Genomic DNA, 25440 nt, shown 5'->3' with positions numbered 1-25440 from the left:
CTCAGTGGTGTGGTCGGGTCTCATGCGGCAGGCCGCTGCTGGGGCAGGAGGGCGACCTTGAGCGCCTCGCCCGTGCGGGGCAGCCGGATGGCCTCGTTGATCTCGGACAGCGGCAGCACGTGGGTGAGGAACTGCCGCGTGGGGAAGCGCGGCGATATCGCCAGCTCGAAGGCCCTCTCCACCTGCGTGCTGTCGGCCCCGCGCCCATCGGTGAGATCGAGGACGGCCTGGACGGCGTCGTCCCGGCTGGAGTCGATCCGGTGGTCGATGTCGAAGGCGAGGGACTTCTCCAGGCGCTCGGCGTTGATGTCGATGAGGATCACCCTGTCCGCCCCGCGCATCCGGCTGAGGACCGCCAGCATGACGCCCACGGGCCCCGCGCCGAGGATCGCGACGGTATCGCCCATGCGGACATCGATGTTCTCCACGCACGCGTAGGTCGAGGACAGCGGCTCGGCCAGCGTGGCGAGGACCGGGCCGACGCCGTCGGGGAGCGCGAAGAATGCCCCGCGCCCGGCGCGCGTGGCGGTGTAGGAGATGTACTGGGCGAAGCCACCGGGGCGCTCGGTGTACTCCTCGACCTCGGTGCACTGCTCGTGGTGGCCCGAGCGGCACTGCTCGCAGCGCAGGCAATGGGCGACCGGGTAGATGTAGAGCTCCTGGCCCACCGCGCACGCGCTGACCGACGGATCGGCCTCGACCACCTCGCCGACCACCTCGTGGCCGTAGATGTGGGGGTAGGCGCCCTTGCTCGAGTCCGTCGTCAGGTTGCGGATGTCGGAGCCGCACAGGCCGACGGCGTCGACCCGCACGACGAAGCCGCCCGGCGGGCACGCCGGCCGCGGGACGCTCTCGAAGCGGATGTCGTCGGGGCCGTGCATGACGGCCGCATCCATCATCTGGCTCATCACCGCGCCCCGATCACGGCCGCGCGGGGAGGACCGCGGGGATGAGGAGCTCCTGCGGGTCGTCGACACCGCCGGCGACGAGCCGGGCGACGGCCGCGAGCAAGCGCAACTCGCCCACGAGCTGAGGGGCGGACTGCTCGACGAGCCTCGTCGCCAGCGCGACGGCGGGCACGCCCTCGACGGTCTGCTCGAGGCGGGTCATCTCCTCAAGGGCCTGGGCCGCGCCCTCGCCCCGGCCGAGGCGCGTGCCGTAGACCTTGTTGCGGCCGGACAGCCCGGTCACCTCGAGGTCGCCGACGCCGGCCAGGCCGAAGGCCGTCTCGGGCCGGGCTCCCAGGGTTCGGCCGAGCAGGGACATCTCCTCGACCGCGCGCGAATGCGGCGGCCTTGAGGTTGTGGTGGGGCACGCCCGTCCTCTCCTCCAGGCCGTCGGCCACGCCGAGCGCGATGGCGTAGCGGTCCGTGCGGGCCTGGCGGGCATACTCCTGCGCCACGGACAGGTCCCGGCAGCCGAAGATCGTGGCGGTGGGCTCCTCGACGCCGCACTCGTTGGCCTTGACCGGACCGGCGATCGCGACGATCGGGGGCAGCCCGCGATCGCCCGCGATCCGGCGGATGGCGTCGGGGAGGAGCTGGACGCGCCCCTCGGCGTCGGGGCAAAATCCCTTGCTCGTCAGCCACAGGGCCTGGGCCCTTGTGATCCCATCGAGGGCCATCTCGGTCACCCTCGGGACGCCGACCGACGCGACCGCCATGACGACGACGTCGGCGCCGTCGAGGGCCTCCTCGAGGTCATCGGAGCGGAAGAGGGCCACACTGCTCGGCAGTGGGGCATTCGTGCGGGGTGCGGCCTGCCCGCCTCCAGGGCGTCCAGGAGGTGGTCGTCGAGCCAGGTGCCCCATAGCCGGACATCCCAGCCCGCCCGCGCGACGGGCGTGCACAGGGCCGAGCCCATCGCGCCCGCTCCCAGAACGGTGATCGTGCTCATTGCTCTTCTCCTTCGTCGCCTGGACTGCGGACTGTGGCGCGCCGCCCCGGCGTCAGGCGTCGGCTCCCGCGGGCGCCGCCATCGGGTACTTCTCCGCGAAGGCGTCGATGCGGTCGACGACCGGTTTGATGGCCCGGTAGATCTCGCCCTGGATCGCCGCGGCCTCGCTGTAGCGCTCATGCGTCGCGGGGTCGGGCTCGGTGGTGTCGCCGAAGCGAGCCATCGCCTTGGCGGCCGTCGGGATCGTCGTGTCCCCATGGGCGCCCGTGGAGGCCATGGCGATGATCGCCGCGCCCAGCGCCGCGATCTCGTCCTCGGCGCAGGCGGTGATCGGCCGGCCCGTCGCGTCGGTCATGATCTGGCGCCATAGCGGGCTGCGCGTGCCGCCGCCCATCGCCCCGATCCGCGTGACCGGCACTCCTGTCGAGGCCTGCATCGCGTCGATGTCGCGCGCCATCTCGATGCTCAGGCCCTCCAGGATCGAGCGGTACATCGCCGCCCGGTCGTGCGAGCCCCGCCAGCCGATGAAGGCGCCGCGCGCGATGGGGTCCCAGTAGGGGGACTGGACCGCCTGCCAGTACGGCAGCGTGAGCAGGCCCCCGCAGCCGGGCTCGACGACGCCCGCGCCGATGCCGGCGGCCTGCCCGTCGCCGCAGCCGGCGATGACGGGCAGGCCCTGCTCCAGCCCCCAGCGCTCGCGGATCTCGGGCTTCACGTTCGCGATGAACTCGCCCGGGTTGACGAGGTCGTTCATCTGCTCGCGGGTGACGCCGGCGATGTCGAGCAGGGTGTCGGACCATGTCAGGCGGGAGATGTCGAACAGCCCGAGGCTGTCGGCGCAGGCCACCGAGGTGCACCAGCGGCCGGTCAGGTTCCACACGAGGTAGCCGTGCACGTCGGACACCTTGTGGGCGTTGGTGAGGGCCTCGGGCTCGTTCTCCTTGACCCAGGCCATCTTGTACAGGCCGGGCGTGATGTCGGCGGGCTTGCCGGACAGCGCGTGGATCTCGTCGCTGCCGTAGGCGAGGATCTGCTTCGAGGCGCGCCCGTCGAGCCACAGGATCCCGGGGCGCAGCGCCTGGCCGTCCTCGGTGAAGGGCGCGAAGGACTCCCGCTGGTGGGTGATCGCCATGGCGGTGATGGCCGCGCGCTGCTCGTCGTCGAGCTGGCCGACGGCGTCGGCGATGGAGGCCTCGGTGCTCTCCCACCAGTCCGCGGGGTTGTGCTCGTACCAGCCGGATCGGGGCGAGTGGAGCTCGATCTCGTGCTTGCCCTGGGCCAGGACCCGGCCCGTGGCGTCAACGATGATCGCCTTCGAGGATGTGGTGGATGAGTCGACAGCGATGACGAGCGGGTGATCAGGGATGCGTGTCATGGCGTTCCTCCCGGGGACTCCGTTGGCTCCGTGATTCCGGGCAGCGACGCTGCGGCCCGGTGGCGCCTCCGACGCTATCCGCGGGCCCGCCATCAGAGGAAGATCCTCAGGAGGAGTCGCAGCCCGGGGTGTGACAACGCCCTGCTTTGTCACACCCCGCGCCGCGCCCTGGCGGCATTGGCGCGCCGCCGCGATGCCCGGAGCATCCGTGCGAGCCCGACGAGTAGGGGACGAAGAGCGATGATGAAGGGGCCTGGATCCATGAGCATCATGGATCCAGGCCCCTTGCTCGGGTCGGGGCGGCTGGGCTCAGCCCTGGGCCGCGCCGTTCGGGTCGGAGGGGGAGCCGCCCGAGCCCTTGCCGGACTCGCTGGGGGAGACGCCCCACCACAGGCCCATGAGCACGGCGACCACGATGAGGGCGATGCCCGCCCACAGGTTCGCGTTGACGCCGCCGGTCTTGGTCATCTCGTCCTCGCCGTTCAGGAAGCCCGAGCACACGAGCAGGAAGAGGCCGAAGATGCCGAGGACCGCGGCGATGACCGTGCGGATATCGGCCAGGATCTTTGACAGCAGTGACATGTCGGTGGCTCCTCAGTGGAAGATCGAGTTGAGCAGGATGACGAGCGTGCCCGCGCAGATCGCCAGTGGGACCGGCCTGCGGAACCACGGCAGCGCCGCCTCGTTCGGGTCGGTGCGCGCCTCGTGCGGGGTGAGGGAGTAGACGAAGCCCTCCAGCTCCGCCGCGGGCTTGGGCGCCGTCATCATGGAGACGATGACGGTCACGAGGATGTCGACGGCGAAGGCCGTGCCCGCGGCGAGGAAGGCCAGGCCCTGGCCCGGCAGCGTCAGGTGCCCCGTCCAGGAGGCCACGTTGAGGGCGAGGGCCGCCAGGGTCCCGCAGGCCAGCCCGGACCAGCCCGCGTGGCTCGTGGCCCGCCGCCAGAACATCCCGATGATGAACGTCGCGAACAGCGGCGCGTTGAACATGGAGAAGAGCTGCTGGAGGTAGTCCATGAGGTTGGAGTAGTTCGACGCGATGAGCGCGGTGAAGATCGCGACGGTCGTGGCGATCGCCGTCGTGATCTTGCCCATGCGCAGGTAGGTGGCGTCATCGGCCTTCGTGTTGATGTAGCGCTCGTAGAGGTCCACGGTGAACACCGTGTTGAAGGCGGAGATGTTCGCCGCCATGCCCGCCATGAAGGAGGCGAGCAGGCCGGTGATCGCCAGGCCCAGCAGGCCGTTGGGCAGGACGTCTCTCATGAGGAGCAAGACGGCGTCGTTGTAGGTGACTTCCCCGCTGGCCGTCGCGCCGCTGAGCGAGGTTTGCTTGAGCCCGACGATCTCGGAGACGAGGACCGCGGCCACCATGCCCGGGATGATGACGAGGAAGGGCACGATCATCTTCGCGAAGGTGCCGATGATCGGGGCCGAGCGCGCCGCGGAGATCGAGTCGGCCGCCATGGCGCGCTGGACCTCCACGAAGTTCGTCGTCCAGTAGCCGAAGGACAGCACGAAGCCCAGGCCGAAGACGATGCCGAAGACGGACAGGGCCGAGGAGTCGAAACCGGACAGCAGGTTGCCGGGCCAGGAGTGCAGCTGCGCGCTCGGGTCGGCGTAGGCGCCGGTGCCGTGGGCGGTGGCCGCCTCCGTGATCTTCTCCTTGAGGCCGCCCCACCAGCCCACGCGGTTGAGGCCGATGAGGGTCAGCGGGAGCAGCGCCACGATGATGACGAAGAACTGGAGGACCTCGTTGTAGATGGCGGCGGACAGGCCGCCCAGGCTGATGTAGCTGAACACGATGACTGCGGCGACGATGAGCGCCACCCACAGTGGCCACCCCAGCAGCCGGTGGACGATCGAGCCCAGCAGGTAGAGGTTGACGCCGGCGATGAGCAGCTGGGCCAGCGCGAAGGAGAGCGCGTTGATGAGATGGGCGGCCTTGCCGTAGCGCTTGAGCATGAACTCCGGCACCGAGCGCACGCCGGAGCCGTAGTAGAAGGGCATCATGACCAGGCCCAGGAAGATCATGGCCGGGATGGCGCCGATCCAGAAGTAGTGGAAGGTCGGCAGGCCGTACTGGGCGCCATTGGCGGACATGCCCATGATCTCCACCGCGCCGAGGTTGGCCGACACGAAGGCGATGCCGGTGACCCAGGCGGGAAGGGAGCGGCCGGAGGTGAGGAAGTCATCGGAGGAGGCCATGCGTCGTTTGGCCATGAAGCCGACGCCCAGGACGAAGGCGAAGTAGACGACGATGGGGAAGTAGTCGTACCAGCGGGCCTCTAGCAGGGTGGAGGAGCCCGAAGCGGCGAGGGGTAGGAACGAGTGGGACAGGGCCATCAACGCCTCCTGCGTGTGAACCGAGACACGTGAATGGGTGCTCCTCGTGAGCCTAACGCCCGTGATAACGGATTGTGACCGTTTCGGAGCCCCGATCTGCCCGCGCTCGACGAGCGCCCGCCACGTGCCAAGCGCTGCTTCGCCGACTCATGCGGGCCGCCCGGGACGCCGCGAGCGGGTACGCTCTATCGGACGGCGCAATGCCCGCCCGCGACCGCGGCCCCGCCAATGCGCGGGCGTTCCCCGGTCGCCCGCGGGCGATCCACGGCACAGGCAGAGAGGCAGAGATGACAGGCACGGGCAGCAGAGACGATCGCGTCGCGCACGGGCACCACCCGCGGCGCGTCCTGCTCAAGCTCTCGGGTGAGGTCTTCGGCGGGGGCTCCATCGGCCTCGATCCCGATGTCGTCTCCGATGCCGCCACGCAGATCGCCGACGCCGTGCGCGCCGGGGTGCAGGTCGCCGTCGTCGTCGGCGGCGGCAACTTCTTCAGGGGCGCCGAGCTCTCCGCCCGCGGCATGGAACGCGCCCGCGCCGACTACATGGGCATGCTCGGCACCGTCATGAACGCCCTGGCCCTCCAGGACTTCATCGAGAAGGCCGGCGTCCCCGCCCGCGTGCAGACCGCCATCGCCATGGGGCAGGTCGCCGAGTCCTACATCCCGCTGCGCGCCATCCGCCACCTGGAGAAGGGGCGCGTCGTCGTCTTCGGAGCGGGCGCGGGCCTGCCCTACTTCTCCACCGACACCGTGGCCGCCCAGCGCGCCCTGGAGACCGGCTGCGATGAGCTGCTGGTCGGCAAGAACGGCGTCGACGGCGTCTACACGGCCGATCCCCGCAAGGACCCCAGCGCCGTCAAGCTCGACCACCTCACCTACGAGCGGGCCCTGGCGGACGGCCTCGCCGTCGTCGACGCCTCCGCCTTCGCCCTGTCCCGTGACAACGGCCTGACGATGCGCGTGTTCGGCATGGGCAAGGACGGCAATATCACCAAGGCCCTCCTGGGTGAGAAGATCGGCACGCTCGTGGCCAGCCCGAAGCCCTGAGCCCCCGGGCGCGCGAGCCCCCCATCAACGTCCGATCCACCCAGCGCCGCGGCGCGACAACCACCCAGCCACCCCAAGCGAAGGAAGAACGATGATCGACGATGTCATGCTCTCCACCGAGGAGAAGATGGAGAAGGCCCTCGAGGCCGCCAAGGGGGAGCTCGCCGCCATCCGCACCGGCCGCGCCAACCCCTCCATGTTCAACTCGATCCTGGTCGACTACTACGGCGCCCCCACCCCCCTCCAGCAGCTCGCCTCCCTGACGATCCCCGAGGCCCGCACGGTGATCGTCAGCCCCTTCGACCGCTCCGCGATGAAGGCGATCACCACCGCGATCCGCGAGTCCGACCTCGGGGTCAACCCCACCGACGACGGCACGGTCATCCGCGTCACCCTGCCCGCGCTGACCGAGGAGCGCCGCAAGGACTACGTCAAGCTCGCGCGCTCCCGCGCCGAGGAGGCCCGCGTGCAGGTCCGCGGCGTGCGCGGCAAGGCCAAGAAGGAGCTCGAGGCCATCAAGCGCGACGGCGAGGCCGGCGAGGACGACGTCAAGCGCGCCGAGGGCGAGCTCGACCACCTCACCAAGCGCTTCGTCGACGCCATCGACAAGTCCCTGGCCTCCAAGGAGTCCGAGCTCCTCTCCGTCTGAGCCCGCTGCCCGCCCCGCCCGCGCGGGGAGGACGAGAACGGCGCGGCCCCGCCCCAACCCGAAGTACCCCTCGTGACCATTCTGAACGCCCTGCTGACACCGCCTCCGACGCGCAATCGCGCGCCCCTGCCCGCCACGGGCCGGGCCGGTCGCAACCTGCCGGCCGCGATCGGTGTCTCCGCCGTCCTCATCAGCGGCATCCTGGCCTCCCTGGTCTTCGAGAAGAAGTACTTCGTCGGCGTGGTCATCCTCGCCGTGTGCGGGGCGCTCTGGGAGCTCGCGGGCGCCTTCGCCCGCAAGGGCGTCGCCCTCCCGCTCCTTCCCCTGTGGGTGGGAACCGCGGGCATCGCCGTCACGGCCTGGAAGCTCGGCGCCGAGGGCGCCTTCGGCGCCTACCTCGCCACCGTCGGGGCCTGCGTCCTGTGGTCCTTCGTGGACCGCGCCGAGGCCGAGGACGGCACCGTCCTCGAGGACAGCCCCCACGACGTTCCGCGCACCGATGCCCATGACGAGGCCCGGCGCTCGCGCTCCGTGGACGCCACGGCCTCCGTCCTGGCCGCCACCTACCTCCCGTTCCTCGCGAGCTTCGCCGTGCTGCTCGTCGCCCAGGACCACGGCGTGGCCAAGGTGATCACCCTCTTCGCCCTGCCGATCGCCAATGACACCGGCGGCTGGCTCGCCGGCATCACTTTTGGCCGCCGCCCCATGGCGCCCTCGGTCTCCCCGAAGAAGTCGTGGGAGGGCTTCGCCGGATCGCTGATCGCCGCCGTCGGGGCGGGGGCGGCCTGCCTGTTCTTCCTCGACGGGCCGCTGTGGGCGGGCGCGGCGCTCGGCGCCTGCTGCACGTTCGTGGCCACGCTCGGGGACCTGGGGGAGTCCCTCCTCAAGCGCGATCTCGGCCTGAAGGACATGGGCACCCTCCTGCCAGGGCACGGCGGGCTCATGGATCGGCTCGACTCCATCCTGGTCACCGCGCCTATCGTGTACCTGTTCACCCTCATTCCCTGGTGAGAGCCGCCCGGGACGAGACCTGAGACGCCACTGAGAGAAAGGACCCTGAGCCTCGTGAGCCCCACCGCCGGCCGCGCCCGCACGAGGCGCCCCGAGCCCGTCGCCCTGAAGCGCCGGGCCGGTGGGCCCGCGCCCGGCGAGGTCCAGGTGATGCCCACGGACCAGCCGCCCGAGGGCGCCACCACCCCCGACGCGCGCCCCCGCCTGTCCTTCGCCGTCCCGCCCGCCCGGGGCAAGGCCCCCCGCCACCTGGCCGACCTCGACCTCGCGGGCAGGAAGGAGGCACTGGCCGAGGCCGGCCTGCCCGCCTTCCGCGCCGACCAGCTCTCCCGCCACTACTTCACCCGCTTCACCCGCGAGGCCGCCGAGATGACGGACCTGCCCGCCGCCGTGCGCGAGCAGCTGGCCGCCGAGCTCCTGCCCGAGCTCATCACCGAGGCGAGGGTCATGCGCGCCGACGGCGGCCGGACCCTCAAGCACCTCTGGGAGCTCCACGACGGGGTGCGCGTGGAGTCCGTGCTTATGCGCTACAAGGACCGCACCACCCTGTGCGTCTCCTCCCAGGCGGGCTGCGGCATGGCCTGCCCCTTCTGCGCCACCGGGCAGATGGGACTCACCCGCAACCTCACCACGGCTGAGATCGTCGAGCAGGTCCGCCATGCCGCCCGCGTCTCCGCCGACGGCGCCCTGGCCGGCGGTCCCGCGCGGCTGAGCAACGTCGTCTTCATGGGCATGGGCGAGCCGATGATCAACTACAAGAACGTCGTCGCCGCCCTCCACCGGCTCATCGATCCCGCCCCGGAGGGCTTCGGCCTGTCCGCCCGCGGCATCACCGTCTCCACCGTCGGCCTCGTCCCGCTCATCCGCAAGCTGGCGGGGGAGGGAATGCCCGTCACGCTCGCCGTGTCCCTCCACGCGCCGGACGACGAGCTGCGCGATGCCCTCATCCCGGTCAACTCCAAGTGGAAGGTCGGCGAGCTCCTCGACGCCGCCCACGACTACTTCCGGGCCACCGGTAGGCGCGTGTCCATCGAGTACGCCCTCATCAAGGACATGAACGACCACGCCTGGCGGGCCCAGATGCTCGCCGATGAGCTGAACCGGCGCGGGCACGGCTGGGCGCATGTGAATCCGATTCCGCTCAACCCCACGCCGGGCTCGATCTGGACGTGCTCGGAGCCCAGCGTGCAAGATCTATTCGTGGGCACGCTCCGGCGCGCCGGCATCACCACCACCGTGCGCGACACGCGCGGGAGCGACATCGATGGAGCCTGCGGCCAACTGGCGGCGGAGGTTCTCAAGCAGGACAAGCAGGAGAGGATCAGGTCATGACCATGTTCCCCAGGACGTCGTTCTTCCGCCGGGGATACCGTCCCTCGCAGGTGGACGGCTACTTCGAGACGGCCAAGGACATCTACGAGTCCGAGGACCTCGACGAGATGGACTCCGAGGGCGTGCGCACCGTCGCCTTCGACATCGTGCGCCGCGGCTACGAGCCGGGTGCCGTCGACGCCGCCCTCGACCGCCTCGAGACCGCCTTCCTGCAGCGGCGCAGGGCCGAGTTCGTCGCCCAGAACGGGCGCCAGGCCTGGATGGACCAGGTCGCCGAGCTCGCCACCACGCTCTACCCCCGCCTCCTGCGCCCCTCCGGGGAGCGCTTCGCCCCGGCCCGCCGCCACGGCTACGCCAAGGCCGACGTCGACGCCCTCATGAATCGCATCGCCGCCTACTTCGACTCCGAGGAGCCCCTGACCTCCGCCGAGGTCCGCACCGCCGTGTTCGGCACGGCGCGCGGCGCCAAGGCCTACGACGAGTCCAGCGTCGACCGCTACCTCGCGCGCGTCGTCGAGGTCGTCTTCTCCGTCGAGTGATGCCCTCCTGGGCCGCGTCCGGAAAGGGACGAGCATGACCAGCACGACCACCCACGCCGGAGCCCCCAAGTCCCTCGTCCTGCTCGGCTCCACAGGATCCATCGGCACCCAGGCGCTCGAGGTCGTCCGGCGCCTCGGCCAGCGCGCGCCCCGCGTGAGCGCCCTGGCCGCCGGCGGCTCCCGCCTCGACCTCCTGGCCGAGCAGGCCCTGCGATTCAACGTCCCCCTCATCGCCCTGGCCTCCCAGCGCCCGGGGGCCGAGCAGGCGCTGCGCGATGCCCTGGCCGCCGCCTCCCAGCGCCTGGGCCGGCCCGACCCCGTCACCACGATCCTCACCGGCCCCGACGCCGCCACCGCGGTCATCGAGGCCTCCGGCGCGGGGGAGGGGGACACCGTCCTCAATGGCATCACCGGCTCGGTGGGCCTTCGCCCCACGCTGGCGGCGCTGGCCAGCGGGGCGCGCCTCGCCCTGGCGAACAAGGAATCGCTCGTCGTCGGCGGAGCGCTGGTCAAGGAGGCGCTGCGCCGCCCCGGCCAGGTGGTCCCCGTGGACTCCGAGCACTCCGCGATCGCCCAGGCGCTCGCGTCGGGCCGCCACGAGAAGGGTTTGACCAGCCCCGTCGTCAGCGGTGCCAGCGAGGTGCGCCGCCTCGTCCTCACCGCCTCCGGCGGCCCCTTCCGCGGCCGCGACCGCGACTCGCTCGCGGGCGTCACCGCCGAGCAGGCCCTGGCCCACCCCACCTGGGCGATGGGCCCCGTGGTGACCATCAACTCCTCCACCCTCATCAACAAGGGCCTCGAGCTCATCGAGGCGCACCTGCTGTTCGACATCCCGCCGGAGCGCATCGACGTCGTCGTCCACCCCCAGTCGGTCATCCACTCGATGGTCGAGTTCATCGACGGCGCCACGATCGCCCAGGCCTCGCCCCCGGACATGCGCCTGCCCATCGCGCTGGGGCTGACATGGCCCCGCAGGCCGGACCTCGCCGGGCTCGTGGCCCCCAACGACTGGACCGCGCCCGTGTCCTGGGGCTTCGAGCCCCTCGACGACGAGGCCTTCCCCGCCGTCGGCCTGGCCCGCAGCGCCGTCGCCGCCTCGGCCACCCACCCCGCCGTCCTCAACGCCGCCAACGAGCAGGCCGTCGCCGCCTTCCTGGCGGGCGGGCTCGAGTGGCTCGACATCGTGGCCATCGACGCCGCCGTCCTGGGCGAGCACGAGGGCCTGGCCGCTCCCAGCCTCGACGACGTCGCGCAGGCGGAGGCCTGGGCGCGGGCGCGCGCCGACGAGCTCATCGCCTCCCGTGGCAGACTGCGCGCATGACCCAGGCCCTCGCATACGCCCTCGGCATCCTCGTCCTCGTCATCGGGATCGGCATCTCGGTGGCGCTCCACGAGCTCGGGCACATGATCCCCGCCAAGCGCTTCGGCGTGAAGGTCCCCGAGTACTTCATCGGCTTCGGCCCCCGCGTGTGGTCCACGCGCCGGGGGGAGACCGAGTACGGCGTGAAATGGATCTGGCTGGGCGGCTACGTCAAGCTCGTCGGCATGATCCCCCCGGCGAGGGCGGACCGCCCGGACAAGCCGGGCTCGCAGGTCGCCGATGCCCGCGCGGACGCCCTGGCCGAGATCGGGCCCGGTGAGGAGCACCGCGCCTTCTACCGCCTCAGCGTTCCGCGCAAGCTCGTCGTCATGGCCGGGGGGATCCTCACCAACCTCGTGCTCGGCATCGTCCTGCTGGCCATCGCCCTGGGCGGCATCGGCGCGCCGGGCAGCACCACCACCCTGAAGTCCATCTCCACCTGCCTGACCGCCGACGTCGAGTCCGACGCCCCCTGCGGGCAGTCCGACCCCGCCTCCCCCGCCGCGGTGGCCGGCCTCCAGGCGGGCGACGAGATCCGCTCCTGGGACGGCGCGCGGACCTCGTCCTGGAAGGACGTGCAGAGCGCCATCGCCGCGTCCGGAACGCGGTCGGTGCCCGTCGTCGTCGAGCGAGATGGCGCGGAGGTCACCCTGACGGTCACCGCCGTCGAGGTCCAGCGCAAGGTCCGCGACTCCCAGGGCAACCCCGTGCTCGACGCGGACGGCAATCCCACGACCACCGCCCGCCCCTACGTCGGCATCACCCCCACCTACGGGGCGGTGCCCATGCCGGTCGGCGAGCTCCCCTCCACGATCGGGCAGGCGGTGACCGGCACGCTCAAGGCGATCGTCACCCTTCCCGTGGGCCTCTACCACGCCGTGTCCGCCGGGCTCGGCCACGAGGAGCGCTCCGCCACCGGCGTCATCGGCCTGGTGGGGGTCGGGCGCATCGCGGGGGAGGTCTCCAGCGCCGGCACGGGCGCGGACACCGGGAGCATCCCGTTGTCGCTCCGCGTGGCCCAGATGCTCATGCTGCTCGGCTCCCTCAACCTGGCGCTCTTCGCCTTCAACCTCATCCCCCTGCTGCCCCTCGACGGCGGCCACGTCGCCGGCGCGCTCTGGGAGGGGGCCCGGCGACGCTGGGCCCTGGCGCACGGGCGCCCCGACCCCGGCCCCGTGGACACCGCGCGCCTCCTCCCCGTGGGGCAGGTGGTCTTCGGCGTGCTCATCGTCATGACCGTCATCCTCGTGTGGGTCGACCTCGTCGCGCCGATCACCGGTTGAACGCGCTGATCAGGAGTATTCTGCTAGCCCATCATCGTGGGCGTGTGCCTGGTAGCGGATGGGCACGTGGGTGGAGTGCTGCTCGGCTACATGCTCGGTGGCTGGGCAGGGCTCGCAGGCTATCGCGCGGTTGTCGCTGCCTTGTTCAGCAACTCTTTCAGGCTGGCGCCCAGCCGCCCGGTGCCGTGGTGGCTCATCGCGCTCACCACACCCGGCGGCGTCGTGCGCGCGCGCAGCGCGGTGACATACTGGAGCGCGTGACTGAAGCGATCGCCCTTGGCATCCCCTCCATGCGCGAGGAGCGCCCTGTTCTCGCCCCCCGCAAGCCCACCCGCAAGGTCCGGGTCGGAGACCTGTTCGTCGGCGGTGACGCCCCCATCACCGTGCAGTCGATGACGACGACGAAGACCCACGACATCGGCGCCACCCTCCAGCAGATCGCGGAGCTCACCGCCGCCGGCTGCGACATCGTCCGGGTCGCCTGCCCGACGGACAAGGACGCCGAGGCGCTGCCCATCATCGCCAAGCAGTCGCGCATCCCCGTCATCGCGGACATCCACTTCAACCCCAAGTACGTCTTCGCCGCCATTGAGGCCGGATGCGGCGCGGTGCGCGTCAACCCCGGCAACATCCGAAAGTTCGACGACCAGGTCGCGGCGATCTGCAAGGCCGCCTCCGACGCCGGGGTGAGCCTGCGCATCGGCGTCAACGCAGGCTCCCTGGACCCGCGCCTGCTCAAGAAGCACGGCAAGGCCACCCCTGAGGCCCTCGTGGAGTCCGCCGTCTGGGAGGCCGGCCTCTTCGAGGAGTGCGGCTTCCACGATTTCAAGATCTCGGTCAAGCACCACGACGTCGTCACCATGGTGCAGGCCTACCAACTGCTGAGCGAGAAGGGCGACTGGCCCCTCCACCTCGGGGTGACCGAGGCGGGCCCCGCCTTCCAGGGCACCATCAAGTCCTGCGCCGCCTTCGGCACGCTGCTCGCCCAGGGCATCGGGGACACCATCCGCGTCTCCCTGTCCGCACCGCCGGTCGAGGAGGTCAAGGTCGGCACCAAGCTCCTGGAGTTCATGGGCCTGCGCGAGCGCGAACTCGAGATCGTCTCCTGCCCCTCCTGCGGGCGCGCCCAGGTGGACGTGTGGACCCTCGCCGAGTCCGTCGAGGAGGGCCTGAAGTCCATCAGCGCCCCGCTGCGCGTGGCCGTCATGGGCTGCGTCGTCAACGGCCCCGGTGAGGCCCGCGAGGCGGACCTCGGCTGCGCGTCGGGCAACGGCAAGGGGCAGATCTTCGTCCATGGCAAGGTCGTCGAGACCGTCCCGGAGGACCAGGTCGTCGAGACACTCATCAAGCACGCCGAGGCCATGGCCGAGCAGATGCGCGCTGAGCTCGGCGAGGAAGCCCTGGAGGGCACGGCCCCCTCGGTCCTGGTCTGAGAGGGATCCCATTCCGGCGGGCGCGCCCGCCACTCGCGGTATGCCCCTGTTCTCGCGCCGACTGACCCCCGTGAGCCCCCGCCGTGCCGGGGGCGTGCTCGCCCTGTGCTCCCGCGACCCCGTCCTCTGTCTGCCGCTCGCCCAGCAGCTCGAGCGCTGGAAGCACTGGGGATCGGGCGACGTCGTCGTCCTGGGCCGGCCCGCCGCCCCCGACGCCGCCGCATGGTCCACTGGCTCCCTCATCGTCACCGGTCTCGCCCCGCGCCCCGAGCTCGGCCTGCCTGGGGCGGGACGCGCCAGTGCCCAGGCGCTCGCCGAGCACGCGCGCCCGCGCCTGACCCGCAATGGATCGATCCTCGGCACCCCCGAGGACGTCGGCCTCCTATGGGAGCGCCTCGAGGCCGCTGGGATGCGCTGCCGGGAGGCCCGCTGGAACCAGCCCGTCCTCGTGGCTCCGAGCCCGCCCGGGGGCCTCGCCGCCCAGGCGGTGGCCCGGCGGCAGAGCCTGTCCTGGGCCGCGCGAGGGACGCGCAAGGCCCGCCCCGAGGAGGAAACGCTCGTCCTACCGGCCTCGGTGGCCATGTTCACCGAGGAGGTCGGCTACGACCCCATGTCCGCCGGTGGCTCCTACGCCCGCAACGTCTCCTGGCTCATCGGCCAGGGGCGCAGCTACATCCTCCTCGACGACGGCCACGGGGGCCCCGCGCTCCCCGACCGCCCGGCGCGGGTGGCCTTCAAAGCCGACGTCGGCGGGATCTGGCACGCCCCCGACGGCGCGGTTGCCCAGCTCACCGGCGTCTGGACCCGCCCGGACCTGCGCGGCAGGGGAGTGGGCAGCGTGGCGCTGGCCTCCGTCGTCGACGCCGTGCGGCGCGAGCACGTGGGGCCGGGCGGCGGTGTGAGCCTGTACGTCAACGACTTCAACGCCCCGGCGCGCGCCCTCTACGACTCGCTTGGCTTCACCCCGCACGGGGCCTTCGCCACGGTCCTGCTCTGAGCCGCCCGTCGCGCCCCGTGGCGCTGCTCATCAGGGCTGGCCCGGGGCCTCACCGCGAGGATGCCAGGCGCCATCCGGGTCGTTCCCCGTGGAAGTGACCTGTGGCACCATGACGATATGTCCTCACTGCCCGCAGTTCAGTACCCTCGAAGCCGTGGCCGTATGGCCTTCACGCTTATCGGCAGCGCGGCCTTCGTCCTCATCGGCATTGTCATGCTCCTCGACCCGTCGCTTCTCTCCTCCCGTGAGGCGCTCTTCCCGCTGCTGCGAATCGTCGGCCTCATCGCCGTCGTCGTCTTCGGCTTCTTCGGGTTCCTGGGCCTGAGAATGCTCACCCGTCCCATCCTCGCCATCGACGACGCCGGGATCCACGACAACACCTCGGGGATGTCGGTCGGCTTCATCCCGTGGGAGCAGGCGACAGGATTCTTCCCCACGCCATTCCAGACAGTCGGGGTGACGAACGACTTCGTCTCCGTCGTCTGGGCCGATCCTGGCTACCCGATGCGCACCGCTGGTCCGATCGCCCGCTTCCTCATCCGCTCCAATGCCCGCTTCAATGTCCCGCCTGGGGTGATCAGCGCGGACGTCCTGCCGATGACAGGTGAGGAGCTCGCCCTCCTGCTCCTGGCGCAGCGGCGCGCCAGGCGGCCCGAGCTGCCGGAGGCCCCGGGCATGCCCGCGACCGCGCCTTTGTCGTGAAGGGGGCGGCCCGCCGCCTGCGGACACCAGGGTGATCGGTCAGTCGATGCGCACGACGTCGGTGGGGAAGCGCGCTGCCAGCGGCTGGTCGAAAGTAGTGAGAATGCCTCCATGGCTGCGAGCCAGGGACACCAGATAGGCATCCGTCACCTGCCGATGGCCCCGGACTGCGCGCAGATCGACGTCGGCATAGGACATACCACGATCCCAGAACTCCCAGCGCTTGACGCTGTGCACATGCTCGAGGATGCGCTGCGCGTGCCCTGCTGGATATCCGACTCGAACCGCGTAACGAACGAAAGCGCCCTCCGTCACGGGATCTGATGCCACGGAATCATCGTCGGTGAGCGCCATCATCCACCGCTCAGCGGCATCATGGTGCTCATGCGTGGGGACGAGTAGCGCGATGAGCACATTCGCGTCGGCGAGGAAGGCGCTCATTCCTCCTCCGCGAGGAAATCATCGATCTCGCGGGCGGTGACCGGGCGCCCGACCCTCAACTGGGGAAGCCCGGTCACCGGGCTCGTGGGGATCTCGGGGATATCCGGGCCCTCCTCCCGCTCCAGGCCGATCGCCGTGAGCTCGCTGATGGTCGATGAGAGCGAGGCTCCGCGGGCCGCCGCCACACGGGAGACCCTCAGATGGAGCGCGGGCGGCAGATCAACAGTGGTGCGCATGACTGCATCATCTCATGATGCACGGTGCTGAACCAGTGGGCCCCGCCCACTCCGAGCAGGCGCCACCATCATCCCGGCCTCGCCGCCGCCCGGCGCCAAGCCCGTACTGATTGGGGCCTCCGCGCGCCAAGCACGTAGGATCGGGCCGTGCTACAGACGATGTCGAACGCCTTCATCCGTACCCTGCGCGAGGACCCCGCCGACGCCGAGGTCGCCAGCCACAAGCTCCTCGTGCGCGCCTGCTATATCCGTCGCGCCGCGCCCGGCATCTACACCTGGCTGCCCCTGGGCCTGCGCACTCTGCGGAAGATCGAGGCGATCGTGCGCGAGGAGATGGACGCCATCGGTGGCCAGGAGCTCCACTTCCCCGGTCTGCTGCCCGCCGACCCCTACAAGGCCTCTGGGCGCTGGACCGAGTACGGCCCCACCCTGTTCACCCTCAATGACCGCAAGGGCGGCGACTACCTCCTGGCCCCCACCCACGAGGAGATGTTCACCCTCGCGGTCAAGGACATGTACTCCTCGTACAAGGACCTGCCCGCGATCATCTACCAGATCCAGACGAAGTACCGCGACGAGGCCCGCCCCCGCGCTGGCATCATCCGCGGACGCGACTTCGTCATGAAGGACTCCTACTCCTTCGACATCGACGACGCGGGCCTCGACGCCTCCTACCAGCTCCACCGCGACGCCTACGAGCGCCTCTTCACGCGCCTCGGCCTCGACTACGCCATCGTCAACGCCATGTCCGGCGCCATGGGCGGCTCCCACTCCGAGGAGTTCCTCCACCCCTCGCCCATCGGCGAGGACACCTTCGTGCGCTCGCCCGGCGGCTACGCCGCCAACGCCGAGGCCGTCACCACGGTCGTCCCCGAGGAGATCGACGCCACCGGCGCCCCCGAGGCCCGCGTCGTCGACACCCCGGACACGCCCACCATCGACACCCTCGTCGCCCTGTGCAACGAGGCCTACCCGCGCCCCGACGGGCGCGCCTGGCAGGCCTCCGACACCCTCAAGAACCTCGTCGTCACCCTCACCCACCCCAGTGGGGAGAAGGAGCTCCTCGTCATCGGCATCCCCGGTGACCGCGACCTCGACATGAAGCGCCTCGAGGCCGCCGTCGCCCCCGCCGAGGTCGCCATGGCCGAGGAGGAGGACTTCGAGGGCCACCCCGAGCTCGTGCGCGGCTACATCGGCCCCGCCGCCATCGGGCCCAACTCTCCCCTGCGCCGCGTGGAGAAGGACGAGGACGGCACCGAGCGCCTCGTGGGCTCCGTGCGCTACCTCGTCGACCCTCGCATCGTGAACGGCACCAGCTGGGTCACCGGCGCCAACGAGCCCAAGAAGCACGTCCTCGGCCTCGTCATGGGCCGCGACTTCACCGCCGACGGCACCATCGAGGCCGCCGAGGTCCGCGAGGGCGACCCCGCCCCCGACGGCTCCGGCCTGCTCACCCTGGCGCGCGGCATCGAGGTCGGGCACATCTTCGCCCTGGGCCGCAAGTACTCCGAGGCCCTGGGGCTGACCGTCCTCGACGAGAACGGCAAGGCCCGCGTGGTCACCATGGGCTCCTACGGCATCGGCGTCTCCCGCGTCATGGCCGCCCTGGCCGAGGCCAACCACGATGAGCACGGCCTGGCCTGGCCCATCGCGGTGGCCCCCTACCACGTGCAGGTCCTGGCCACCGGCAAGGACAACGCCGTCTTCTCCACCGCGGAAGGGATCGCCGCCGCGCTGGACGCCGACGGCGTCGAGGTCCTCTACGACGACCGCCGCAGGGTCTCCGCCGGCGTCAAGTTCGCCGACGCCGAGCTCCTCGGCCTGCCCTTCACCATCGTCGTCGGCCGCGACCTCGCCAAGGAGGGCACCGTCGAGATCCGCGACCGCCGCAGTGGCGAGCGCCGCTCCGTGCCCGCGGGCGATGCCGCCGAGCAGGTGGCCGCCCTCGTGCGCGACGCCCTCGCCCGCTAGACCGCGATGACGGGGGCTCAGGCGCGCCCGCTGGCCTCCTGGAGCCAGCGGGCGCCGTTCCGCGACTACCAGACCGACATCCTGCGCTCCGCGCGACCCGACGACGGCGCCACCCTCCACATCGTCGCCCCACCCGGGGCTGGCAAGACCGTCATCGGCTTCGGCCTGGCCGCGCGCAACGGGCGCCGGGCCCTCGTCCTGGCCCCCACAACAGTCATCCGCGCCCAATGGATCCAGCAGGCCGCCGAGTTCTTCTCCCTGCCGGACGGCGGGGCGCCCAGCACCGCCGACGGGGCCCCCACCGAGGGCCGGGCCCCGGCTGACCTCACCGCCCTGACCTACCAGGCCCTGTCCGTCGTCGAGACCGACGGGCCCTGGGAGGAGGCCGCCCGCGAGCGCTGGACCACCGACCTCATGCGCGACGGGCGCGCCCGCGAGCGCGCCACCGACTGGCTCGACGCCCTCGCCCGCGACAACCCCGCCGCCTACAAGCGCGGGATCGCCTCGCGCGCCTCCACGATCCGCTCCCGCGTCGACGAGCTCGACGACGACGCCATCGCCGCCCTCCTCGGCGCCGGCGCCCGCAAGCGCCTCGACGCCCTCGTCGCCGCCGGGATCGCCACGATCATCGTCGACGAGTGCCACCACCTGCGCGCCCACTGGGCCCTCGTCGTCCACTACCTGCTGCGGCGCCTGCGCGCCGTCGGCGCCCGCCCCACCCTCATCGGGCTGACCGCCACCGAGCCCAGTCGCGAGGACCCCGCCTGGGACCGCTACCACGCGCTCCTGGGGGACGTCGACGCCGCCGTCCCCATCCCCGCCGTCGTGCGCTCCGGACACCTCGCCCCCTACCGGCCGCTGGCCTGGTTCACGCTGCCGACCCCCGAGGAGCGCTCCTTCCTGTCCACCGCCGGCGCCGAGCTCTCCCACCGCATCGGCCAGTACCTCCTCGCCCCCGACGGCATCGACTACCTCCTCGGCCTCGTCGCGCCGGGGATCAGCCCCGACGCTTTCGCTCCGGCCCAGGGCAGCGGGGACCCGGGCGACGGCGGGCCCCAGCCACTGGCCGCCGATGACCCCCGGCTCCTGGCCGCGCTGGCGGCCGGATTCGACGCCGACCCCGACCAGGCCGCCACCGCCTCAGCGCTCCTGTCGCGTGCCGACCGCTACACTCCCACGCCGCTGAGCACCCTCGTGACGCCCCTGCTGCCGAGCCTGGCGAGCCCCGACACCGAGGAGGAGCTCTCCCTGCTCGCCCGCTACGCCCTCGACCGCCTCCTGCCCGACCCCGCCAGGCGCGCCGACTGGGACGACGCCCGCGAGGGACTGCGAGGATTCGGCATCAGCCTCACCGACTCGGGCATCCGGGCCGGGCGCTCGCCCCTCGACGTCATGACGGCGGCCTCGCGCGCCAAGGACACCGCCGTCATCGACATCCTGCGCCACGAGCTCGACGCCCTGGGGGAGCGCCTGCGCGCCGTCGTCGTCACCGACGCCGCCGAGCGCTCCGCGCCCCACCGGGCCCTCGACGTCCTCATCGGCGCCGACCGGCCCGGGGCGGCCGGAGGCGCCACCCGCTGCTTCTCCACGATCCTGAGCGACGGCGCCCTGCGCGCCCTCCACCCGGTCCTGCTGACCGCCTCCCGCCTGGCCGTGGCCCGCGATGACGGCGCCATCCTCGACGCCCTGCGCGAGCGCACCGGCCTGGAGCTGCCCGCGATCGACGACGGCTGGACGCTGAGCGTCACTGGCGGGGGCGCCCGCAGCGCCGAGGTCGTGCTGGCCATCAGCGAGCTCATCGCCGCGGGGGACATCCGGATCATCGTGGGAACGCGCGGGCTGCTGGGGGAGGGCTGGGACTGCCCCGCCGTCAACACCCTCGTGGACCTCACCACCGTCACCACCTCGGCCGCCGTCCAGCAACTGCGCGGGCGGACCATCAGGATCGACCCGGGCTGGGAGGGGAAGGTCTCGCACAACTGGTCCGTCGTCTGCCTCCTGCCCGGCGACGACGGCCTGCGCGCCCGCGCGGACCTCGACCGCTTCGAGCGCCGCCACGCCCACCTCTGGGCGGTGCCGCGATCCGCCCTCGCGCCCGAGGCCGTCGGTCAGGCTGGGCCCAGGGGACCCGCGGGCGGCGCGCTGCTGACCACCGGGGCCCCGGCCGTCCTGGAGGAGGAGCAAATGGGCATCCTCGGGCTGGGGGCCTCCGGGCAGGCGAGCGCCGTCGACGAGGCCCTCATCGCCCGCCTCAACGCGATCACCCTGGCCACCCTCGGGGACCGCTCCGCCGAGCGCGACGCCTGGCATATCGATGCCATCACCAGCACGGGACTGGTCGGCCCGAGTGGCGCGGGGAGCTCCAGCACCCACTCCACCCACACCACCCACCACGGGGCGCGGCCCGCCGTGCGCATCAGCGCCTTGGACGGCATCATCGCCGGGCAGGCCCCCGAGTTCTGGACGAGCGTCGCGGGCTGCGTCCTGGCCTCGCTGCGGGCCACGGGACGCGTGGGCGCGGAGCTCGGCGCCGATCGCCTCGAGGCCTGGCGCGACGCCTCTGGCAACGTGCTGGTCTCCTGCGCGCCGCCCGATCACGGGGCGGATCCGGCCTGGACCGCGCAGGCCGAGACCGCCATGGGCGCGCTCGCCGACCTCCTGGCCCCCATGGAGCGCAGGCCCCGCTTCGTCCTGGTCGGCACCGCCATCTCGCTCATGACCGCTGCCACGGGCGCCCACGGCCTGCGCTGGCGCCTGGCGAGGATCGCCTACCGGCGCACGCTCAGGACCCGCCCGGGCCTGCGGCACCGGGCCGCGGCCGCCGCATTGGAGCACCTTCTCCAGCCCCTGCGCGCCGGCGAGCTCGCCCTGCCCCTGCCCACCGCCCTGGGCCGCTCCCGCGAGGGCGCCGAGGCCCTGGCGACGGCGTGGCGGACCACCGTGGGACCCTGCCGCCTCCACCTGGTTCAGGGGACCGAAGGGCTCGGGGCGCTCACCGCCGCGCGCGGGCTGGACGGGACCGCGGGCCGGGTGCGGGCCACGCGGCTGTGGATCTGGGACTGACCCCGGCGCACCGGGGACAGGCCGGAGGGCGCGGGGAAGCGGGCCTGGTGAACCCGCGCGGGGCCGGCGGGCGCCTCAGCCAGCGGTCCCGGGCAGCGCCTCGGCGGTCTCGACCCCCCAGGAGGTCGCCCGCAGGGCGGCTGCCACGGCGGCGTCCGCGGCCACCATGCGCTGATCGCCCGAGCCCGCGACGGCGATCGACAGCTCCTCGACCATGATCGAGCGCCACAGCGCCCCCATCCACTGGCCAGAGGCTGTGTCCGCCGAGTCGGCCCCCGCGGGCGCCCCATAGGCCGGCTGGCGCGGGTCTGAGGCCTGCGCCGTCGCCGGTCCCTTGGCGGCGATGGAGGCGTTGACCACCGCTGTGGCGGCCTTGGCGTCCTCGACGGCCCGCTTCCTCGTCGCCGAGTCGGAGGCCGACTCCGCCGCGAGCAGCTCGCCGGTGTAGCGCAGCTGGTCGTAGAGGGCCAGGGTGGAATCCGGCAGCGGGGAGGTCGTCGTCGAGGCTGATCGCGCGGGCGCCGTCACCGAGCCGGGGGAGAGCTCCTCCTGGCGCAGGGACCAGGCGACGTCCAGCGAGGCGGCGAGCCTCGCGATGTCCTCCGCCTGAGCGGCCTCCAGCGCCGAGCGCGCCGACGCCGCGCCATCGCGCAGCGCTGAGACCAGATCCTCGCTCGTTGCTGTCCCGGGCGCCGTCTCCACAGGGGTGGCGGTGGGGTATCCGGTCGGGGCGCCGGTGGGCCAGGGCTCCCACACTCCCCCGAGCGCGGCGAGCTGGGCATCCGCCTCCTCGGCGATCACGCCCGCCTGCGCGCTGATATCCCCCTGCCCGCCCTGAGCGGCGACGGCGCGCGCGGCGGAGGCGATGAGGGCGGCCCGGCGGGCCAGCGCCTCGCGCGAGGCCTCGTCCCCCGCCATCGTGGGCAGAGGGTCCGGCTCGGAGGCGCCCAGCGGGACCTCACAGGCCGCGGTCCCCGCGATGGCGGCCACTCCGAGCGCGGCCAAACCCATCCTGGCCAGAGCGGCGCGCCTGGAGGGCAGGGGGCGGGCCGCCTGGGGGAAGGGCTGCGGGGAGCGTGGGCGCGCGGTGTCGTTCACGCCCCGATCCTCCCACGCGACGCCGCCATGGTCAGCATGAGGCGCCCCATGGGGGATGGGGAGGCCGGGTCGCGCGCCGCGCGGGGCCCGACGCCGCCGCGGCGCCGCGCGGCCCGCCCGTCCACAGCGCCGCCTGGCACGGGCAGGCACGACAGGTACGATTGGCCCGACCGAACGCGCGATGCCCGCCGGCATCACGACGAGACCATCCACGCCGATGAGGAACGAGGGACACCATGACGGACACGCTCGCGTCGCGGCTCACCGACCTGCTGGCCCCCGTCGTCGAGGCCGAGGGCCTCTTCCTCGAGGGCATCGAGACCACCCGGGCCGGCAAGCACTCGGTGGTGAGGGTCCTCATCGACCTCCCCGATGGCCCCGGCGACCTCGACCTCGACCGCATCGGAGAGGCCACTGCCGCGATCTCCGCGGCCCTCGACGACGCCGACCCGGTCAAGGGCCAGTACACCCTCGAGGTCTCCACCCCGGGCGCCGAGCGCGAGCTGCGCGACCCCCGCCACTTCCGCCGCGCCGTCGGCCACAGCGCCACCATCACCACCACTGGCGGCGATGGCGCTGGGAGCGCGGCCCCCACCACCGTGACCGGCGTCGTCACCCAGGCCGACGACGAGACCGTCACGATCGAGGCCGACGGCGCCACCACGGCGCTCCGCCTCGACGACATCGCCAGCGCGCGGATGATCGTCGTCTTCTGACCACCCGAGCCCGCCGCCCCCACCCCGAATCCGCACACGGCACCAGACAAGAGGAACCATGGACATCAACATGCCGGAGCTGCGCGTCGCAGCCGACGAGCTGGGCATCGACCTCGAGGCCCTGCTGCCCGCCATCGAGGACGCCATCCTCGGCGCCTACTCCAAGGTCCCCGGGGCCATCCGCGGCGCCCACGTGGAGATCGACCGCAAGACCGGCCACATGTCGGTCCTGGCCCCCGAGGTGGACGAGGAGGACGAGCCCACTGGCGAGTTCTTCGACGACACCCCGGACGACTTCGGCCGCATCGCGCAGGCCACGGCCCGCTCCGTCATCGTCCAGCGCATCCAGGACCGCCGCGACTTCGAGGTCCTGGGCGCCTTCAAGGACAAAACCGGGGAGCTCATCTCCGGCGTCGTCGAGCAGGGCCGTGACCCCCGGATCATCCACGTGCGCCTCGATGAGGAGCACGAGGGGATCATGCCTCCCCATGAGCAGGTGCCCGGCGAGCGCTACCGCCACGGGGACCGCATCCGCGTCTACTGCACCGAGATCTCCCGGGGCATCAAGGGCGCCCAGATCATCCTGTCGCGCACCCACCCCGGGCTGGTCAAGAAGCTCTTCGAGCGCGAGGTCCCCGAGATCGCCTCCGGCGACGTCGAGATCGTCGCCATCGCCCGCGAGGCCGGGCACCGCACGAAGATGGCGGTGCGCGCCCGCACGCGCGGAGTCAACGCCAAGGGCGCCTGCATCGGCCCCATGGGCCAGCGCGTGCGCGCCGTCATGGCCGAGCTCGGCGGGGAGAAGATCGACATCGTCGACCACTCCGAGGACCCGGCCCGCTTCGTGGCCAACGCCCTGTCCCCGGCCCGTGTGGCCTCGGTGACGGTCATCGACGAGGCCGAGCGCACCGCCCGCGCCGTCGTCCCGGACTTCCAGCTCTCGCTCGCCATCGGCAAGGAGGGCCAGAACGCCCGCCTCGCCGCGCGCCTGACCGGCTGGAAGATCGACATCCACGCCGACGCCGAGCTCGGCGAGATCGCCCCGGGCCACGGGTCGCGCGCCGACGACGTGACAGGTACCTCAACCCCCGACGACGGCTCCTGACAGCGCTTTCGGTAGAATTCCCGCGGGCCCTGGGCGGGTCGCGGGACGCTGAGCAGACGCTGAGCGCGTTCTCGCGCCCGCGAGCAGTGGGCGATGAGTTCCCGGAAGGACACGGTGAGTCGGTGACAGCCTCCTCGCACGTGCCCGAGCGGACCTGCATCGGCTGCCGCGCCAAGGCCCCCAGATCGCAGTTGCTGCGACTGGCCCTGACCACGAGTGGCGAGCTCGCGGTTGACGCCCGGGCCCTCATGCCGGGGCGCGGCGCCTGGATCCACGCGGATCCAGCGTGCCTCGATCTCGCCGAGCGCAGGCGCGCCCCCGGGCGCGCGCTGCGCGCCGAGGGACCGCTCGACGCGGCCCCTGTGCGCGACTGGCTCGCCGCCCATGCGGCGCAGGCGGCCGCGCATGATCCGACCGGCCCCGCGCGGGGCCGGACCACCGATAGCGAAGGCGGGTAGGAAGCCGATGGGCACCCGATGAGTACCCAGCGATGAGCTGCCTCTACTAGCGCCCGCTCCTGTCAGGGAGCGGGCAACCTGACAGGAGAAAAGTGGCAAAACCACGCGTTCACGAGCTCGCCAAGGAGCTCGACCCCACTGGCAAGAGGATCACCTCGAAGATGATCCTCTCGTGGCTCAAGGATCAGGGGGAGTTCGTCAAGGCGGCCTCCTCAGCGGTTGAGCCCCCGGTCGCGCGCCGCGTGCGCGAGCACTTCGCGGCCCAGGCCGCCGCGGCCTCCAAGGCCGCCAAGCCCGCGGAGGGCAAGAAGGAGGCCAAGGCGCCGTCCGCGCCCAAGCCCGGCGCGAGGCCGGCGGCCCCCAAACCCAGCGCGCGCCCGGCCGAG

General features: G+C 72.2%; 24 protein-coding genes and 2 pseudogenes. 17 read left to right on the top strand and 9 right to left on the bottom strand.

Going from position 1 to position 25440, the window contains the following annotated elements; translation table 11 throughout:
• Positions 1-20: 20 nt before the first annotated feature.
• The 6 genes and pseudogenes from A1QA_RS16725 to A1QA_RS0100655 form a co-directional block, all read right to left on the bottom strand.
• Positions 21-908, bottom strand: a complete 888-nt coding sequence (locus tag A1QA_RS16725; RefSeq protein ID WP_026048560.1) for an alcohol dehydrogenase catalytic domain-containing protein — start codon at positions 906-908, stop codon at positions 21-23.
• A 13-nt stretch (positions 909-921) separates the two neighbouring features.
• Positions 922-1266 (bottom strand): NAD(P)H-dependent glycerol-3-phosphate dehydrogenase, encoded by a 345-nt coding sequence (locus tag A1QA_RS16385; RefSeq protein ID WP_017177011.1) that lies wholly within the window; start codon positions 1264-1266, stop codon positions 922-924.
• A 196-nt stretch (positions 1267-1462) separates the two neighbouring features.
• Positions 1463-1663 (bottom strand): annotated as a pseudogene (locus tag A1QA_RS16380) (NAD(P)H-dependent glycerol-3-phosphate dehydrogenase); the annotation flags it as partial.
• Between the two features lie 285 nt (positions 1664-1948).
• Positions 1949-3271 carry a xylulokinase gene (locus A1QA_RS0100665; RefSeq protein ID WP_017177010.1) on the bottom strand — a complete coding sequence of 441 codons (1323 nt, stop codon included), beginning with the start codon at positions 3269-3271 and terminating at the stop codon, positions 1949-1951.
• Between the two features lie 309 nt (positions 3272-3580).
• On the bottom strand, positions 3581-3853 hold the full coding sequence (locus A1QA_RS12895) for a hypothetical protein (protein ID WP_017177009.1): 273 nt from the start codon (positions 3851-3853) through the stop codon (positions 3581-3583).
• 12 nt (positions 3854-3865) lie between these two features.
• Complete coding sequence (locus tag A1QA_RS0100655) at positions 3866-5614, bottom strand: sodium:solute symporter family protein (RefSeq protein WP_017177008.1); 1749 nt, start codon at positions 5612-5614, stop codon at positions 3866-3868.
• Between the two features lie 287 nt (positions 5615-5901).
• On the opposite strand from A1QA_RS0100655, the gene pyrH reads away from it, so the two are divergent.
• From pyrH to A1QA_RS0100600, 11 genes are all read left to right on the top strand, one after another.
• On the top strand, positions 5902-6660 hold the full coding sequence (gene pyrH / locus A1QA_RS0100650) for a UMP kinase (protein WP_017177007.1): 759 nt from the start codon (positions 5902-5904) through the stop codon (positions 6658-6660).
• A gap of 91 nt (positions 6661-6751) precedes the next feature.
• Complete coding sequence (gene frr / locus A1QA_RS0100645) at positions 6752-7309, top strand: ribosome recycling factor (RefSeq protein ID WP_017177006.1); 558 nt, start codon at positions 6752-6754, stop codon at positions 7307-7309.
• Positions 7310-7390: 81 nt separating this feature from the next.
• On the top strand, positions 7391-8320 hold the full coding sequence (locus A1QA_RS0100640) for a phosphatidate cytidylyltransferase (RefSeq protein WP_043508064.1): 930 nt from the start codon (positions 7391-7393) through the stop codon (positions 8318-8320).
• A gap of 150 nt (positions 8321-8470) precedes the next feature.
• On the top strand, positions 8471-9652 hold the full coding sequence (rlmN, locus tag A1QA_RS0100635; protein WP_208853892.1) for a dual-specificity RNA methyltransferase RlmN: 1182 nt from the start codon (positions 8471-8473) through the stop codon (positions 9650-9652).
• A complete protein-coding gene (locus A1QA_RS0100630; RefSeq protein ID WP_017177003.1) occupies positions 9649-10191 on the top strand; it encodes a DivIVA domain-containing protein in 543 nt (180 codons plus the stop codon). Before rlmN ends, A1QA_RS0100630 begins: the two co-directional genes overlap by 4 nt.
• Before the next feature lie 34 nt (positions 10192-10225).
• Positions 10226-11512: a 1-deoxy-D-xylulose-5-phosphate reductoisomerase gene (gene dxr, locus A1QA_RS0100625; RefSeq protein ID WP_017177002.1), complete on the top strand. Its 1287-nt coding sequence runs from the start codon at positions 10226-10228 to the stop codon at positions 11510-11512.
• The gene (locus tag A1QA_RS0100620) at positions 11509-12834 is read left to right on the top strand and encodes a M50 family metallopeptidase (protein ID WP_017177001.1); all 1326 of its coding nucleotides are present in this window, start codon (positions 11509-11511) and stop codon (positions 12832-12834) included. The genes dxr and A1QA_RS0100620 overlap by 4 nt, the downstream gene beginning before the upstream one ends.
• A 75-nt stretch (positions 12835-12909) precedes the next feature.
• Entirely contained in the window at positions 12910-13095 is a 186-nt protein-coding gene (locus A1QA_RS16100; protein WP_167320629.1) for a hypothetical protein, read from the top strand.
• Between the two features lie 29 nt (positions 13096-13124).
• Complete coding sequence (gene ispG, locus A1QA_RS0100610; RefSeq protein WP_244266076.1) at positions 13125-14267, top strand: flavodoxin-dependent (E)-4-hydroxy-3-methylbut-2-enyl-diphosphate synthase; 1143 nt, start codon at positions 13125-13127, stop codon at positions 14265-14267.
• Positions 14268-14307: 40 nt separating this feature from the next.
• Positions 14308-15264, top strand: a complete 957-nt coding sequence (locus A1QA_RS0100605; RefSeq protein ID WP_017176998.1) for a GNAT family N-acetyltransferase — start codon at positions 14308-14310, stop codon at positions 15262-15264.
• Between the two features lie 162 nt (positions 15265-15426).
• On the top strand, positions 15427-15966 hold the full coding sequence (locus tag A1QA_RS0100600; RefSeq protein ID WP_017176997.1) for an STM3941 family protein: 540 nt from the start codon (positions 15427-15429) through the stop codon (positions 15964-15966).
• A 39-nt stretch (positions 15967-16005) separates the two neighbouring features.
• Here A1QA_RS0100600 and A1QA_RS0100595 read toward each other — a convergent pair whose 3' ends face one another.
• A complete protein-coding gene (locus tag A1QA_RS0100595; RefSeq protein WP_017176996.1) occupies positions 16006-16407 on the bottom strand; it encodes a TA system VapC family ribonuclease toxin in 402 nt (133 codons plus the stop codon).
• Complete coding sequence (locus A1QA_RS0100590; RefSeq protein WP_017176995.1) at positions 16404-16643, bottom strand: hypothetical protein; 240 nt, start codon at positions 16641-16643, stop codon at positions 16404-16406. Before A1QA_RS0100590 ends, A1QA_RS0100595 begins: the two co-directional genes overlap by 4 nt.
• A 159-nt stretch (positions 16644-16802) precedes the next feature.
• On the opposite strand from A1QA_RS0100590, the gene A1QA_RS0100585 reads away from it, so the two are divergent.
• Both A1QA_RS0100585 and A1QA_RS0100580 read left to right on the top strand, forming a co-directional pair.
• Positions 16803-18614, top strand: a complete 1812-nt coding sequence (locus A1QA_RS0100585) for a proline--tRNA ligase (protein WP_017176994.1) — start codon at positions 16803-16805, stop codon at positions 18612-18614.
• A gap of 6 nt (positions 18615-18620) precedes the next feature.
• Complete coding sequence (locus A1QA_RS0100580) at positions 18621-21677, top strand: DEAD/DEAH box helicase family protein (RefSeq protein ID WP_017176993.1); 3057 nt, start codon at positions 18621-18623, stop codon at positions 21675-21677.
• Positions 21678-21752: 75 nt separating this feature from the next.
• On the opposite strand, the gene A1QA_RS0100575 is transcribed toward A1QA_RS0100580, so the two are convergent.
• Entirely contained in the window at positions 21753-22775 is a 1023-nt protein-coding gene (locus A1QA_RS0100575; protein WP_017176992.1) for a hypothetical protein, read from the bottom strand.
• Positions 22776-23011: 236 nt separating this feature from the next.
• On the opposite strand from A1QA_RS0100575, the gene A1QA_RS0100570 reads away from it, so the two are divergent.
• The 4 genes and pseudogenes from A1QA_RS0100570 to A1QA_RS12890 all read left to right on the top strand — a co-directional run.
• A complete protein-coding gene (locus tag A1QA_RS0100570) occupies positions 23012-23491 on the top strand; it encodes a ribosome maturation factor RimP (RefSeq protein ID WP_017176991.1) in 480 nt (159 codons plus the stop codon).
• A 58-nt stretch (positions 23492-23549) separates the two neighbouring features.
• Complete coding sequence (nusA, locus tag A1QA_RS0100565; RefSeq protein ID WP_017176990.1) at positions 23550-24596, top strand: transcription termination factor NusA; 1047 nt, start codon at positions 23550-23552, stop codon at positions 24594-24596.
• A 122-nt stretch (positions 24597-24718) separates the two neighbouring features.
• Entirely contained in the window at positions 24719-25054 is a 336-nt protein-coding gene (locus A1QA_RS0100560; RefSeq protein ID WP_017176989.1) for a YlxR family protein, read from the top strand.
• 92 nt (positions 25055-25146) lie between these two features.
• Positions 25147-25440 (top strand): annotated as a pseudogene (locus tag A1QA_RS12890) (translation initiation factor IF-2 N-terminal domain-containing protein); the annotation flags it as partial.

Origin of the sequence: Actinomyces timonensis DSM 23838 (assembly GCF_000295095.1) — a bacterium.
Classification (GTDB): domain Bacteria; phylum Actinomycetota; class Actinomycetes; order Actinomycetales; family Actinomycetaceae; genus Actinomyces; species Actinomyces timonensis.
This window is presented reverse-complemented; position numbering and strand designations above follow the sequence as displayed.